The organism is Deltaproteobacteria bacterium, from assembly GCA_016223005.1.
Taxonomy (GTDB): Bacteria; Desulfobacterota; GWC2-55-46; order UBA9637; family GWC2-42-11; genus JACRPW01.
Genome location: JACRPW010000011.1, coordinates 14,018 through 27,797, shown reverse-complemented (window position 1 = coordinate 27,797; position 13,780 = coordinate 14,018). Strand labels below are relative to the sequence as shown.

Genomic DNA, 13,780 nt, shown 5'->3' with positions numbered 1-13,780 from the left:
ATATGGATTGGGGAATGAAAAATCGTTTGTCGCAGATAATTAAGAACGGGAAATGCCTGTTTATGCCGATTGACCACGGATATTTTCTTGGTCCCACAAAAAAATTAAAAAAACCGGGGGAAACCATAAAACCGCTTCTCCCTTACAGCGATGCCTTGTTTGTTACAAGAGGTGTTTTGCGTTCATGCGTGCCTGCTGACAATACTGTGCCGATTATTTTAAGGGTGTCTGGCGGCACAAGCATTGTTGGAAAAGATTTGGCAAATGAAGGCATTACAACATCCATAAAAGAGGCAATAAGGCTCAATGCCTCTGCCGTAGGCTTGTCTATTTTTATAGGCAGTGAATATGAGCGTCAGACACTGTTAAATCTGTCAACACTTGTAAATGAGGCAGAAGAATACGGCATTCCTGTCATGGCAGTTACCGCAGTTGGTAAGGAATTGGAAAAGAGAGATGCCCGCTATTTGTCTCTCTGCTGTAGAATTGCTGCAGAACTCGGCGCAAAGGTTGTAAAGACATATTGGTGCAAAGATTTTGACAAGGTTACAAGCACTTGTCCTGTCCCTGTTGTAATAGCAGGGGGACCAAAAACAGAGACTGATTTTGAGGTTTTGGAATTTGTCGCTGATGGAATGCGGAAAGGCGCAATCGGCGTAAACCTCGGCAGAAACATCTGGCAAAATACACATCCCGTTCCGATGATTAAGGCAATCCGCGCCATCATCCATGAAAACGCGTCGGCAAAAGAGGCGAATAAGATTTACGAAGATGGGAAGAAAGGGAAATGATTTTTTGGAATGGTAATTTTGACAAATAGACATATTGGAGTTACAATGTCTTACAGATTGCCTAAAAAGTGAGGTATAAATTATGACAGAGACAATCACCATAAGACTGCCCGAAAAACTACAGCAGGAACTGGAACTAGTAGTGAAGAAAGAAAAGACCTCTAAAAGTGAAATCATCAGGGACGCTGTTTCCAGGTATCTTGCTGTTAAAAGGTTCAAGCAGTTGAGGAAACAGGTTCTTCCATTCGCTGAAGCAGAAGGTCTGCTGACGGATGAGGATGTTTTCAAAGCCATCTCATGAGGGTCGTATTAGACACCAATGTCATTATTGCTGCCTTTGCTGCCAGAGGTTTATGCGCTGAGATATTTGAGGTATGCCTTGCAGAAGACACTATTATAATAAGTGAACATATTCTGGCGGAAGTTCAGGAAAAATTGACTGAGAAAATTAATCTGCCTGATGATACCGTTAAAAATATAATAGAATATTTACGGGACATGGCTGAATTGTTTGAACCTGAACAAGTTGCTAAATCAGCGTGCCGTGATAAAGATGACATCAAAATAATCGGCACGGCATTAAGGGGAAATGTTGATTTTATAATCACAGGCGATAATGACCTCTTGGCATTAAAACAGTATGAAGAAGTAAAAATAATCACACCGCGGCAATATTGGGATTTTTTGAGAAGCAAAAGAAGCGAATAAGATTTATGAGGATGAGAAGAGGTAGTGATATTTCCGCTCAAGATTAGCAAATGGGGCGATAAATGAAATTCACCTATGATTTTGCCGAAGTTAATGGCAAGGTTGCAATGCTTGACTTTTTGGATAGCCTATCTATCAAAGAACGTGCTAAAATATTCGCATATATTGAAAAGTTGGTGGAGTTGAAAAACAGCGGAATACAGCCCAAAGAGAAATTGTCCAAACATCTGGAAGACGGTATCTTTGAACTAAGGGTGAGTTTTGAAAACAGAATTTCGCGAAGTTTTTATTTTTATGAAGCAGAGAAGCAAATCATCTTCACGCATGGATTTGTGAAGAAAGAGCAAAAAACACCTAAAAATGAAATTGAGAAGGCAAAATCTATCAGGGAATTATGGCGAGGTGCAAAATGAATATTGCAGAGAAATATTTTAAAAAGCAGGTTTCTTCCGAGGAATTCAGACGTTCATTTCTGGAGGAGAAGATAAAACTGGACATTGAGTACCGTTTAGAGGAACTCAAAAAAGATATTCAGAAACACAAAAGCCCTGAAGATCTTATCAAGAAGGTTGACTCTATAGAGCAATTTGTCTCGTCAGTTTAAATAGTAAGTAGGGTGGGCTGCGCCCGCCAAAATTCAAAAAAGTTTGCAAGAAAGGAGGCATCTAACCATGGAAGGCATTCAGTTTGTAACAAATGAAAAAGGGCAGAAAGTGGCGGTGCAAATCAATCTGAAAAAATTTGGAGGGCTTTGGGATGACTTCTATGATAATTTGATTGCAAGACAGAGGGCAAAAGAACCAAGAGAATCACTCGCATCGGTAAAAGAACGACTGAGAAAACAAGGGAAATTACATGCCTGATTATGCAATAACCTTTGCCCGCTCTGCCCGCAAAGAGATTGAGACACTTGAAGAAGATATTTTAAACAGGATTTTTCCTAAAATTGAGGCGCTGGCGAAAACCCCTCGTCCCCACGGCTGCAGAAAGTTACGCGGGAATAAACATCTTTGGCGTATTAGAATCGGTGATTACAGAGTGCTTTATGCAATAGATGATGATAAAAGCATTGTTGACATTATATCCGTACGCCATAGAAAAGATGTTTACGAATAAAATAATATAAGCAGATAACAGCAAAATGGTATCGGAGAGATTTTTCTATGCGTGCAGCAGTCTATTACAATAATAATGATGTCCGGCTTGAACAGCGGCCTGTCCCGAAAATCAGCGATGGTGAACTGCTCGTAAAGGTCATTGCCAGCGGGATCTGCGGCAGCGATGTTATGGAGTGGTATCGGATTAAGAAATCGCCGCTTGTTCTTGGGCATGAAATCAGCGGTGATATTGTTGAGGTTGGGCAGGGTGTGTCAAAATATAAAAAAGGGGACAGGGTTTTTGTAACCCATCATGTGCCGTGCAACACCTGCCACTACTGTCTCATAGGACACCATTCTGTATGTGATACGCTCCGCACAACAAATTTTGAGCCCGGCGGTTTTGCAGAATATATCCGTGTGCCGAAAATCAATGTTGATAGAGGCACATTTTTATTGCCGGATGAAATCTCTTATGAGGAAGGCACTTTCATAGAGCCTCTTGCGTGCTGCTTTCGGGGACTGCGGCTTGCAAATTTTAAGGCAGGGCAAAAAATCCTAGTAATCGGCAGCGGCATTTCTGGATTCTTGCACATTCAACTTGCAAGGGCGCTTGGCGCTGGAAAGATTGTTGCAACAGATATAAACGATTATAGATTGAGTGCCGCCAAGAAATTCGGCGCGGATAAAATTATCAATGCCAAAGAAGATGTACCTAAAAGATTGAAGGAGATAAACAATGGTTTCCTTGCTGATTTAGTTATTATCTGCACAGCGGCAGAGGCTGCAATTCAACAGGGACTAAAGTCTGTTGATAGGGGAGGGACAATTCTCTTCTTTGCTCCCACCAACCCTGATGTGGAAATTCCTATTCCTCTCTGGGACTTATGGCGCAATGAAATTACCTTAACCACATCCTATGCAGCAAGCGGCATTGATATTACAGCAACAATGGAACTTATCGCGAACAAAAGGGTAAATTTAGAAGACATGATTACCCATCGTTTGCCGCTTGCAGAAACAGGCAAGGGTTTCAAACTTGTTGCAGAGGCAAGAGAATCAATAAAGGTAATCATAGAGCCGTATAAATAAATCCTTCCTAATATTCTTCCTAATCTCTCTTTTACCTCTCCTCTTCTATATGATATACTGAAAACATAAGGTGGATTGTGCTTTCTCAAAACATTATTAAAGAATTAACTAATATTGTGGGCAAGAATAATATCCTGCTCTCAAAGGAAGACCTGATTTGTTATTCCTACGATGCAACAAATCAAAAATTCCTTCCTGATGCAGTTGTGTTTCCAAAAAATGCGGAAGAAATCTCCCTTATTTTAAAGATGGCTAATTTTGAGGAATTTCCTGTTGTGCCGAGAGGGGCAGGTTCTGGTTTTTCAGGCGGAAGTCTGCCTGTTGAAGGCGGGGTAGTTGTCTCTCTGGAAAGGTTCAACAAAATCTTAAAGATTGACACTGAAAATCTTATTGCCATTGTTGAGCCGGGCCTTGTTACAGGCGAATTGCAGGCGGAGGTTGAAAAACTTGGGCTCTTTTATCCGCCAGATCCAACCAGTTTGAAATTCTCAACCATTGGCGGAAATGTAGCAGAAAATGCAGGCGGACCAAGGGGAGTAAAATATGGAGTTACAAGAGACTATGTTTTAGGGTTAGAGGTTGTCATGCCAACAGGAGAGGTCATAAATACAGGGACACAAACCATGAAAGGTGTTGTTGGTTATGATTTGACTAGGTTGCTCGTAGGTTCAGAAGGCACACTCGGCATTGTTACAAAAATTATTTTAAAACTCCTGCCGCTGCCAGAGGCAGCAAAGACCATGCTTGCTGTATTTTCAGATATGAGAGATGCTGCAGCCGCTGTATCCAAGATTATATCTTCAAAGATTATTCCTTGTACTATGGAATTTATAGACAGAAATTGCATAAGGTGTATTGAGGGGTATCTCAATGTTCTTCCAAAAGATGTTGATGCAATGCTTTTGATAGAGGTTGACGGAGATAAGGACTTAATAGAAAAAGAGGCTGCAGCAATTCAGAGAATATGCGCTGCTCATGGCTCAAAAGAATTTAAACTTGCAAAGGATAAAAAAGAGCGTAAAGGACTCTGGAATGCAAGAAGGGCTATATCCCCGTCTCTAAAGAAACTTAACCCTGATAAAATCAATGAAGATATTGTTGTGCCGAGAAGCAAAATCCCGGCTGCAATATCAGGGATAAATAATATTGCTAGCAAATATAACCTCACAATAGCAAACTTCGGACATGCAGGAGACGGCAATATCCATGTAAATGTTATGATTGATAAGAACAATACAGATGAAGCAGCAAGGGCAAAAAAGGCTGTGGAGGACATATTCAAATTGACCATAGATTTGGGCGGCACAATATCAGGCGAGCACGGCATAGGGACTGCCAAGATGCCGTATATAGGAATGGAAATAAGCCCCGCTGCTATAGATTTGATGAAAAGGCTCAAACAGGTTTTTGACCCAAAGGGTATTTTAAATCCCGGGAAAATCTTTCCAAAGGAGAAGGAATAATTTGTCTTTATCTTCACTCTCAACTCTCTACTCTCTACTCTCTAACTGTGTCTTATGCGGGACATGCAGGAGCGTATGCCCAACATTTGATGTGGTGAAGATGGAGCAGGCAAGCCCAAGGGGGAAGACAGCGCTTTGCAAAGCTTTATTGAATAATGAAATAGGACTTTCAGAGAGGTTTATAAAACATATAAATGAATGTGTGCTTTGCGGGGCTTGTAGAGAATCTTGTCCGAATGATGTGCCTGTGCCTGAAATTGTTATCACAGCAAGGGGAGAGGCATTTAAAAATGGAAAGATTGATTTTACCCGCACTGCAATATCAAAGTTTTTTGGTTCAGAAAAGGCTGGAAACACCTTTGTTAAATTCGCATCAAAGATTCAAAACCTGTTTTTTAAAAGAGTTCCTGAAGAAAGCGGTCTGCACAGGAGATTCCCGCTGCCGTTTATAGGCAAAAACCGCCTTATGCCGCAATTGGCAAAGGAATTTTTTTTAGAAGTCAGAAGTCAGAAGTCAGAAGTCAGAAGTAAAAAAGATAAATCACAGCATTGTATAGGTTTCTTCGCTGGCTGTCTTATAAATTACATCTATCCCCATATCGGTGAGGCATCTTTAAGTGTTCTGGAAAGGATAGGCGCATCTGTCATAGTCCCGCTTGACCAAGCCTGCTGCGGTATGCCTGCTGTTGGTGCAGGAGATATTGAAACTGCAAAGAAACTTGCCATAAAAAATCTTCTGGCATTTGAAAGATATGAACTTGATTATATCACAACCGCATGTGCCACATGCGGTGAAGGTCTAAAGAGGAGATTTAAAGAACTTCTGGCAGATGAAGGTGATGGTATGCAGCAAAGGGTGGAAAGGTTTGCCCACAAGGTAAAGGATATAACAGAGTTGCTTGCAAATGAGGTAGGGGTTAAATATTTTACCTCCCACCTCCCACCTCCCACCTCCCAGATTGTCACCTACCATGATCCATGTCATTTGAGCAGAGGTCAGGGAATCAAAGATGAGCCAAGGGAATTGATTGAATTCAGCGGGTATAGATTTAAAGAGATGAGCCATCCTTGCAAATGCTGTGGACTCGGAGGCAGTTTCAACATAACAAATTATGAGTTTTCAATGGAAATAAACAGAAAAAAGGCAATGGATATAAAAAACACAGGCGCTCAAATTGCTGCAACATCATGCCCGGGATGCATAATGCAAATCAAAGATGGTCTGCACAAAATAGGCGCAAAGACAAAGGTTGTGCATGTTGTGGAATTGCTAGCTTGAAAATATATCTATAATCCTATAAGTATCCATATCAACTGTCTTAGTTTCTTTTACACCCTCTTCTATAGGTATATCAACAATTTTACTGCCGTTTAACGCAACCATCCTGCCGAATTTACCCTCTTTTATGAGTTCTACTGCCTTTATGCCGTATCTTGTGGCAAGGATTCTATCGTATGCTGTTGGGCTTCCCCCTCTTTGAAGATGTCCTAAAACCACATGCCTTGTTTCTACCCCTGTATTCTTTTCTATTACCTTCGCAAGAAAATCGCCAATACCGCCAAGCATAACATTTCCAAATTCATCCATTTTCATATCTTTGGTTATATAACCTTCCATATTTATCGGCTTTGCGCCCTCTGCCACAACAATAATCATACTGTAGCGGCCCTCTGTTTTATAATACTTGTTCACACGGCATACAATATCATTTATATCAAACGGCTTTTCCGGTATCAGTATCATATCAGCGCCGCCTGCAAGTCCGCCAAATGTCGCAATCCAACCTGCGTGTCTTCCCATTACCTCTACAACCATAATCCTGTGGTGCGCCTCTGTTGTTGTGCGGAGTCTGTCCATCGCATCTGAAACAATGCTTACCGCAGTATCAAAACCAAATGTAAAATCAGTCCCTGAAAGGTCATTATCAATTGTCTTTGGAACGCCAATAGTTTTGATTCCCCTATTATAAAGTTTTGATGCAGCACCAAGTGTATCATTGCCGCCTATGCAAATAATGCAGTCAAGTCCTAACCCTTTTATATTCTCTATTGCCTTTTCTGCAGTCTTCTCATCTTTAAATGGATTTGTCCTTGATGTCCCAAGTATTGTCCCACCCTTTGACAAAATGTCAGATGTCATATTTTCGGTAAGCAGTATTGTTGAATTACTTACAAGCCCTTTCCAGCCATCCTTTATGCCTATAACCTCATAGCCGTAGTTGTCTGCCAGTTTTACAACTGCCCTTATAACTGCATTCAAACCCGGGCAGTCACCGCCGCCTGTCAAGACCCCAACTTTCATACCTTTACCTCCTTTCTCGCTTTTCCCGCCTTGCCTGCTTTTTTTGGGTTTAATAAATCGGCTTGCATTCAAAGTGATGAGTCGCTGTTATATACCTTATCGTGCGTGTCTTTGAACGCATAACTACAGAATGGGTTTCTGCCCCGCCTCCAAAAAACCTTACCCCTTTTAAGAAATCACCATCTGTAACACCAGTTGCTGCAAACATGACCTCTCCTGCAGCAAGTTCATCTATGGTATATACCTTATTTATATCTTTTACACCCATCCTTTTTGCCCGCTCTACCTCTTCATCATTTCTTGGTTTCAACACACCCTGCATATCACCGCAAACACATTTTAACGCTGCTGCAGCAATAACCCCCTCTGGCGCACCGCCTATTCCCATAAGCACATCAACACCTGTTCCTTGTCGGGCAGTTGCAATAGCAGCAGAGACATCACCATCAGGAATAAGTTTGATTCTTGCCCCTGCCTTTCTTACCTCTTCTATTAACTTCTGATGCCTTGGTCTGTTGAGTATAATAACTGTTAAATCACTAACCTTCATTCCCATTGCCTTTGCAATATTTTCAAGGTTTTCTGTCGGTGATAATCTGATGTCAATTGCACCCTTTGCCCTTGGTCCAACTGCAATCTTGTCCATATATGTATCAGGTGCGTGGAGAAAATTCCCTTTTTCAGCAATGGCAATAACAGACAGGGCGTTCGGTCCACCTGTTGCTGTGATGGTAGTTCCCTCAAGAGGGTCAAGGGCTATGTCAATTTCAGCTGAGCCGCTGTTATTAGTATTGCCAACCTTTTCTCCAATATAAAGCATCGGGGCTTCATCCCTTTCTCCTTCACCTATTACAACAGTTCCGTTCATATTGATTGAATTTAATGCCTTTCTCATGGCATCAACTGCAGCCTGGTCAGCAGCCTTTTCATCACCCCTGCCCATAAGACGGGCACTGGCAAGGGCTGCTGCCTCTGTAACCCTTATCATCTCCAATGCAAGATTTCTATCCATAAATAAACCTCCTTAAAAAATTTTTAGATGTGCGGTGTTATCAGAAGTGTCCATAGCGAAATTTTATCTGATGGCAACATGCTCTGCAAAGGAAGTCGACTGAGGGATAGACAGCCCATCCTCCTTTAGCCCTTGCAAGTGCAGTTCAATGGCTTCATGTATATTTTGCTCTGCTTCTTCACGCGTAGCTCCTATAACTGCATATCCGGGCAAGTCAGGTGAATATGCAGAATAGTTTCCATATGAATTACACTTAATCAGCGCTATGGGATAGACCGCCAGCCTGAACCTTCAAATCAGCGTTCTCTATCTCTTTTTCAAGGCTCAAAGGCACATCCACTGGTTTGACCCATTTGGCAACAACATCCTTTGTATTTTTGACATTTAGTTTGCCAAATAAAATGGTAAATCTATCTTCCAATTCCATTCCAATCCCGCTCTTTAAAGGTTGTGATAAATCCCACATCTTTTTCTTGAATGGTCCAACCCCTTTTTTCCTTGTCTTGTATATGAACTGCTCTTCGGTTTCTCCTTCCTTTTTTTCCTTTGCACATTTTTCCTTGAGGTAAGAATAGATCTCGTCCTTTAAATCTTGTGGAAAATATTTACTGTCGTAAGTCATATTCTGAAAACCTGTTGCAAGGTGAACCTCTGATGCATGCCTCTCAACAAATATATGAAACGCATCATCAGGAAGCGTTGATGCCCCGTGCTGGACAACACCTGAAAGTCCGTAGGCTTCCCTAGAAACCTTTGACAATCTTTCAATCGTATCAAAATCAACCTTTACCTTTGCAATTGTGCCATCAGGCAGGACAACTCCGCCGTGAGATGTTCCGGTCTGAATACTAATCTTGCTTATCCCTTTAGGACTGCCCATCCCAGCAATTGCCATATTATAATTGTCCATAAAGACCCTAAGTTCCTCTTCTGTAGAGTTCCTGCCTCCAACCTCTCCTATTTCACCGCCAACAGATATAGTTACATCCGGGGGTTCTACATCCCTTATATACCTTGTGAGTTCTGCTGCAATCTCAAAATTAGGTCTTTGCTGTTCCACCACTGTTGGTTGATTTAGTTCAACAAGGGTTGATGAATCAATATCAATATTATAAAAACCTGCACCAACTGCGCATTTTATTAGTTCTTTGATTCCTGCAATCTCATTAGCCTTATCCTTTGCATAATTTTTTGCACTCATTTGGAAATGGTCGCCTTGTATGAACAGAGGACCAGTAAAACCTTCTTTTATAGCAGATGCAATAACCACCGAAGAGTATTCATAGGGGGCTTGGTCTGTATAGTCCATCTCACTTTTTGCGATTTCAAATATTAGTGCGCCAACATTATTTTTTAATGCAGAACGAAACACTGCCCTTGCAGTATCATAGGTAAGACCTCTTATATTTATTGCTGGAACAGTAAAACCAGAGACATCGCCTCTGCCCATTGCCTCGTATAATCCCTGAATGGATGCAGGCTTGGCGCCTGATGCTGCCCCGCATAATTTTATAATAAATCTGCAGCTGCCTTTTATCTCTTTATCCCTGCCAAAGACAGCATTATAAACAAGGCTGTCTATTAACTCATCTTTCAGTTTCTTTTCATTAATCAGCCTTGCCTCATTATTTCTAATCTCTATAATACCATGAAGAGAGTCATAAATATCTTGCAGTTTTTGATATTCCATGCGACCTCCTATAATCCCAAAAAATGCGAAGACAACCGGGGATATTTTTTTTTGCATAACTATAGCACAGTTAAACAAACAATCAAATACTAAAAATATTGACAACTTACCCTTTACATCTGTATCTTGTTTTTACAGGTCGTGCAAAAATCTTCATTAAAACATACCATCCTTAAGGCATTAGAGGGCATATCCTCTTTATGTGCAGGGCAGAGGTGCGCCCTTTCAGGTCTATATGGCTCATCAAGGGCATTTATCATATCAGAATTCTTTATAAAAACATTAAAACCGTGTGTTGTAGTTGTCCCATCAGATGATGAGGCAGAAGAATTCTATACAGACCTCTCTTTTTTTCTTGGAAGCGACTTTGTCAATATCTATCCATCCCCTGAAACACTGCCGTTTGAAATGCTCTCACCGCACCCTGATATATCTGTCGGCCGTCTAAATATCCTTTATAAACTGATTAAAAATGATATAGGGATTTTGGTAACAACACCGCAGGCACTAATGCAAAAGACTATGCCAATAGATATTTTTAAGGCTTCTATAAAACACATTCAAATTGACATGGAGATTGACAGGGACAAATTTATAGGGGAACTTACTCAAATGGGTTACTCACGCACTGCCCTTGTAGAAATGATGGGTGAAATCAGCATAAGAGGAGGCATCCTTGACATCTTTACCCCCCTATATTCAAAACCTGTGCGTATGGAATTTTTTGGCAATGAAGTAGAATCCATAAGATTTTTTGACCCTGACACGCAAAGGACTTTAACATATATAGATAAGGGGCAAGGGAAACAAGGAATAAACGAGATTGTGCTCATCCCTTTTAGAGAGATAATTATAAATGAAGAAACAAAGATAACGGCTAATAAGAAAATCAAGGAACGGGCAAATGGATTGGAACTCACAATGAATGCAGTAGATACCATATTGGAAAGAATAAATAATAATGTGTATTTTTCAGGCATAGAATCACTTATGCCTTTATTCTACGAGAAGACCGAAACGATTTTTCCTTATATTGCAAAGGATTCCACTCTTTTTATTGTTGATGAGCAAAGGGTGTTGGATGAAATGGATAGATTTACAAAAGAGTGTCTGGAGATGGAAAGAAAGACGATGGGGAAAAGGCAATTCTTTGTCCATCCTTCTGAACTCTATCTCTCCAAAGAAGAAACTGTTTCTCTACTTGCAAAAACAGCGGCTGTTAATATTACAGACATCACGGATAAAGACATTGCCATCGCGCTATATTCTACATCTAATATAGATATAAGGCAGGCAGTCTCATTTGCAAGAGAAGAAGGCAAACTTAAGCCATTAGTAGATATGATAAAGGGGTGGCAAGGGGATAACTGGAATATATTTCTGATAAGTCCTTCGGCAGGCGGTGGAGAAAGGTTGAAGGAACTTCTGGAAGGCTATGAATTAAATCTGCCAATTATAAGTCCACCTTCCGCCTTCAGCCTTCACCCTTCAGCCTATATAGTTATAGGCAGTCTTACAACAGGCTTTCGCATCCATGATTTAAAACTAGCGGTAATAACAGAAGATGAAATCTTTGGTGAAAGAATCAAGAAAAGGCAGTCATCCACAAGACATATTGATACATTCCTAACTCAGATGAGCGACTTGGAGATAGGCGAACCTGTTGTGCATACATTTCACGGAATAGGCATATATCAAGGGTTAAAAAGAATCACGATTGAAGGCATTGAAAACGATTTTCTGCTGATAGAGTATCTTGGCAGTGATAAACTCTATCTGCCTGTTACAAAGTTGAATCTGGTCGGCAAATACACAGGTGTTGAAGGTAAGATGCCGCCGATAGATAAACTTGGCGGAACATCATGGGAAAAAACCAAGTTAAGGGTAAAAAAATCTGTTGAGGCAGTGGCTAAAGAACTCCTTGAATTATATGCCATCAGAAAGACAGCAAAAGGTTTTGCATTCTCAAAACCTGACAGGCTGTTTATTGAATTTGAAGAGTCTTTTGAATACGATGAAACACCTGACCAAATCTCTGCTATTGAAGATGTCCTCAAAGATATGGAAGATGAAAAACCAATGGACAGGCTTATATGCGGAGATGTTGGTTATGGTAAGACCGAAGTTGCTATGAGGGCTGCCTTTAAGGCTGCTATGGACAACAAACAGGTTGCTGTTCTTGTGCCAACAACCATACTTGCCCAGCAGCACTATCTGACATTCAAGAAGAGACTTTCTGAATATCCTGTGATAATTGATGTAATCAGCAGATTTAAAAACCCTAAAGAACAAAAGACTGTCTTGCAAAGGCTTGCAAAGGGTGAGGTGGATATAATTATTGGGACACACAGACTTTTACAGAAAGATGTGTCTTTCAAGGAACTCGGACTTGTTGTGATTGATGAAGAGCAGTGGTTTGGCGTTGCACATAAAGAAAGGTTAAAACAGCTCAGAAAAGAGATTGACATACTGACCCTTACCGCAACACCTATACCAAGAACCCTTCATCTGTCATTATCAGGCATAAGGGATTTAAGTATTATAAACACACCGCCTGAAGACAGACTTGCCATCAAGACTACTGTTACAATGTTTGATGATGAAACTATCCGCAACGCAGTTATAAGAGAGATGGCAAGGCACGGACAGGTATTTTTCGTGCATAACAGGGTTGAAAGTATAGGAAGCATGCTGGAATATCTTATAAAAATACTGCCTGAGGCAAGGATTCAAGTTGCACACGGACAGATGGAAAGGCACAAACTTGAAAGTGTTATGATGGGTTTTGTGAATAAAGAGTTTGATATTCTTTTATCAACTGCAATAATAGAATCAGGGCTTGATATTCCATCTGCAAACACCATTATAATAAACAGGGCTGATAAATTCGGGCTTGCACAACTTTATCAGTTAAGGGGACGAGTAGGCAGAAGCAGGCACAGGGCATACGCATATCTGCTTGTCTCTCCTGAAAAGGTTCTGACCAGAGATGCTGAAAAAAGGCTTCGCATCATTCAGGAATTATCTGAACTTGGTTCGGGTTTTAAGATTGCCTCACATGATATGGAAATCAGGGGGGCTGGAGAACTGCTTGGACATGCCCAGTCAGGCCGCATTGCTGATGTTGGTTTTGAACTTTACACACAAATGCTTGAAGAAACTATAATGGAAATGAAAGGGGAAAGAAAAGGGATTTGTATAGACCCTGAAATAAACTTAAAGATAGCAGCATTTATTCCAGATAATTATATACATGATATGCGACAGAGGTTGAATATATATAAAAGGCTTGCCTCCTGCACAAGCAAAGAAGAGATAGGGGATTTAAAGATAGAACTCATTGACAGATTCGGAAAACTGCCCGACACAAGCCAGAATCTAATAAGCATTATGGAATTAAAACTTATGCTAAAGACCCTGAAGGCAATAGATATGTCCCAGAGGGGTGATAAACTATATATTACCTTTACTAAAGATACAAAGATACACCCGGAACAGATTTTAAATCTGCTCAAGAGATACCCAGGGGAAATCAAGATAACACCCGACAAGATTGCAATGTCTATTGATGTCAAGAAGGGTATTTTAGAAGATGCAAGATGGCTATTGCAAGAACTTATATAAT

The 13,780-nt window shown here is 40.7% G+C and carries 15 protein-coding genes; 11 read left to right on the top strand and 4 right to left on the bottom strand.

Going from position 1 to position 13,780, the window contains the following annotated elements; all coding sequences use genetic code 11:
• The first annotated feature begins 2 nt into the window (after window positions 1-2).
• The 10 genes from lsrF to HZC45_01335 all read left to right on the top strand — a co-directional run bounded on the left by lsrF (window position 3) and on the right by HZC45_01335 (window position 6,430).
• On the top strand, window positions 3-791 hold the full coding sequence (gene lsrF / locus HZC45_01380; GenBank protein ID MBI5681818.1) for a 3-hydroxy-5-phosphonooxypentane-2,4-dione thiolase: 789 nt from the start codon (window positions 3-5) through the stop codon (window positions 789-791).
• Window positions 792-873: 82 nt separating this feature from the next.
• Window positions 874-1,092 (top strand): ribbon-helix-helix protein, CopG family, encoded by a 219-nt coding sequence (locus HZC45_01375; GenBank protein MBI5681817.1) that lies wholly within the window; start codon window positions 874-876, stop codon window positions 1,090-1,092.
• Window positions 1,089-1,499, top strand: coding sequence for a putative toxin-antitoxin system toxin component, PIN family (locus tag HZC45_01370; protein ID MBI5681816.1), 411 nt, complete (start codon window positions 1,089-1,091; stop codon window positions 1,497-1,499). The genes HZC45_01375 and HZC45_01370 overlap by 4 nt, the downstream gene beginning before the upstream one ends.
• A 62-nt stretch (window positions 1,500-1,561) precedes the next feature.
• On the top strand, window positions 1,562-1,912 hold the full coding sequence (locus HZC45_01365; protein ID MBI5681815.1) for a type II toxin-antitoxin system RelE/ParE family toxin: 351 nt from the start codon (window positions 1,562-1,564) through the stop codon (window positions 1,910-1,912).
• The gene (locus tag HZC45_01360; protein MBI5681814.1) at window positions 1,909-2,103 is read left to right on the top strand and encodes a hypothetical protein; all 195 of its coding nucleotides are present in this window, start codon (window positions 1,909-1,911) and stop codon (window positions 2,101-2,103) included. Before HZC45_01365 ends, HZC45_01360 begins: the two co-directional genes overlap by 4 nt.
• Before the next feature lie 67 nt (window positions 2,104-2,170).
• Window positions 2,171-2,362, top strand: a complete 192-nt coding sequence (locus HZC45_01355; protein MBI5681813.1) for a hypothetical protein — start codon at window positions 2,171-2,173, stop codon at window positions 2,360-2,362.
• On the top strand, window positions 2,355-2,615 hold the full coding sequence (locus HZC45_01350) for a type II toxin-antitoxin system RelE/ParE family toxin (GenBank protein ID MBI5681812.1): 261 nt from the start codon (window positions 2,355-2,357) through the stop codon (window positions 2,613-2,615). Before HZC45_01355 ends, HZC45_01350 begins: the two co-directional genes overlap by 8 nt.
• 47 nt (window positions 2,616-2,662) lie before the next feature.
• Window positions 2,663-3,688, top strand: a complete 1,026-nt coding sequence (locus HZC45_01345; protein ID MBI5681811.1) for an alcohol dehydrogenase catalytic domain-containing protein — start codon at window positions 2,663-2,665, stop codon at window positions 3,686-3,688.
• 77 nt (window positions 3,689-3,765) lie between these two features.
• Window positions 3,766-5,151, top strand: a complete 1,386-nt coding sequence (locus HZC45_01340; GenBank protein ID MBI5681810.1) for an FAD-binding protein — start codon at window positions 3,766-3,768, stop codon at window positions 5,149-5,151.
• 1 nt (window position 5,152) lies between these two features.
• Entirely contained in the window at window positions 5,153-6,430 is a 1,278-nt protein-coding gene (locus HZC45_01335) for a (Fe-S)-binding protein (protein MBI5681809.1), read from the top strand.
• Here HZC45_01335 and HZC45_01330 read toward each other — a convergent pair.
• The 4 genes from HZC45_01330 to HZC45_01315 all read right to left on the bottom strand — a co-directional run bounded on the left by HZC45_01330 (window position 6,422) and on the right by HZC45_01315 (window position 10,155).
• Window positions 6,422-7,453 carry a 6-phosphofructokinase gene (locus HZC45_01330; protein ID MBI5681808.1) on the bottom strand — a complete coding sequence of 344 codons (1,032 nt, stop codon included), beginning with the start codon at window positions 7,451-7,453 and terminating at the stop codon, window positions 6,422-6,424. The genes HZC45_01335 and HZC45_01330 overlap by 9 nt on opposite strands.
• 49 nt (window positions 7,454-7,502) lie before the next feature.
• Complete coding sequence (glpX, locus tag HZC45_01325) at window positions 7,503-8,465, bottom strand: class II fructose-bisphosphatase (GenBank protein ID MBI5681807.1); 963 nt, start codon at window positions 8,463-8,465, stop codon at window positions 7,503-7,505.
• Between the two features lie 63 nt (window positions 8,466-8,528).
• The gene (locus HZC45_01320) at window positions 8,529-8,747 is read right to left on the bottom strand and encodes a type II toxin-antitoxin system HicB family antitoxin (protein ID MBI5681806.1); all 219 of its coding nucleotides are present in this window, start codon (window positions 8,745-8,747) and stop codon (window positions 8,529-8,531) included.
• Window positions 8,719-10,155, bottom strand: coding sequence for a class II fructose-bisphosphate aldolase (locus tag HZC45_01315; protein ID MBI5681805.1), 1,437 nt, complete (start codon window positions 10,153-10,155; stop codon window positions 8,719-8,721). The genes HZC45_01320 and HZC45_01315 overlap by 29 nt, the downstream gene beginning before the upstream one ends.
• A gap of 141 nt (window positions 10,156-10,296) precedes the next feature.
• On the opposite strand from HZC45_01315, the gene mfd reads away from it, so the two are divergent.
• Window positions 10,297-13,779 (top strand): transcription-repair coupling factor, encoded by a 3,483-nt coding sequence (gene mfd / locus HZC45_01310; protein MBI5681804.1) that lies wholly within the window; start codon window positions 10,297-10,299, stop codon window positions 13,777-13,779.
• The last annotated feature ends 1 nt before the right edge of the window (window position 13,780 follow it).